This is a genomic window from Mucilaginibacter rubeus (genome assembly GCF_014643835.1).
In the GTDB taxonomy this organism is placed as follows: domain Bacteria; phylum Bacteroidota; class Bacteroidia; order Sphingobacteriales; family Sphingobacteriaceae; genus Mucilaginibacter; species Mucilaginibacter rubeus.
In genome coordinates this window covers 1-823 of record NZ_BMKD01000023.1, presented here as the reverse complement: position 1 = coordinate 823, position 823 = coordinate 1, and the positions used below count along the sequence as shown (strand labels likewise).

At 39.7% G+C, this 823-nt stretch carries 1 protein-coding gene and 1 pseudogene; both read left to right on the top strand.

Features of this window, described 5'->3' with window-relative positions:
- Nucleotides 1–40: 40 nt before the first annotated feature.
- On the top strand, nt 41–421 hold the full coding sequence (locus tag IEX80_RS27725; protein WP_188834831.1) for a hypothetical protein: 381 nt from the start codon (nt 41–43) through the stop codon (nt 419–421).
- A gap of 170 nt (nt 422–591) precedes the next feature.
- A pseudogene (locus IEX80_RS27880) lies at nt 592–823 on the top strand (IS3 family transposase); the annotation flags it as partial.

The window sequence follows — 823 nt, the reverse complement described above, 5'->3', positions numbered from 1 at the left end:
TGTCTTGTCCTGAAATAGGTTTACACATCAGTAAACAAAAATGGAAAGATATTCAAAAGTGTATGGGGGTAAATGGCAGAGCCAGTACAGTGAGGAGTTTAAGCGAAAAATTTGCCAGGAATATTTAACGGGAGATGAAGGCCTGAGCTTTCTTGAGCGGAAATATAATTTAGGGAATAGCCGGATTTCAGCCTGGTTAAAATCGTTTGGCCTGGAGAAAAAAAGGCCGGTTTATGTATCTTCGTGTATCATGCCAGCAAAGAGAGATCCGGATATCCAGCCTGAAGATAGTGCATCAGTTAAGTTGCTGAAAAAGCAACTGGAAGATGCACTTCTGGAAAAGGAGCTTTATCGTAAAATGATAGAGGTTGCTGAAAGAGACCTGAAGATCAATATCCGAAAAAAGTCCGTTACCAAGTAATCCGTGAGACTAAAAACAGCTATCCCAGGGTAAGCCTTGGAAAGTGCTGTTGTTTACTTGGTATTACCCGACAAGCTTATTATCAACACTTTTGGCAGGCAGAAGCAATTAGTTTCGAACAGGAGATTATATTAAATGAGGTAAGGTATTTAAGGGCTATACATCCCGCTATGGGAGGCAGGAAGCTCTATGTCTTATTACAGGCGTTTTTGCTTGAGCATCAAATAAAGATGGGCAGGGATGCTCTTTTTGATCTTCTTGCTGCACATCAGTTATTGGTACGGAAGAAAAGGCGAAGGGTTTATACCACCCAATCTTTTCACTGGTTAAAAAAGTATCCCAACTGTATAAAAGAAATAATCCCTAATAAAGTAAATGAGATATGGGTATCAGATATAACCT

Bases quoted from the DNA above. Each gene is read 5' to 3' on its own strand.
- IEX80_RS27725 (WP_188834831.1), top strand. From the start codon at position 41: ATGGAAAGATATTCAAAAGTGTATGGGGGTAAATGGCAGAGCCAGTAC.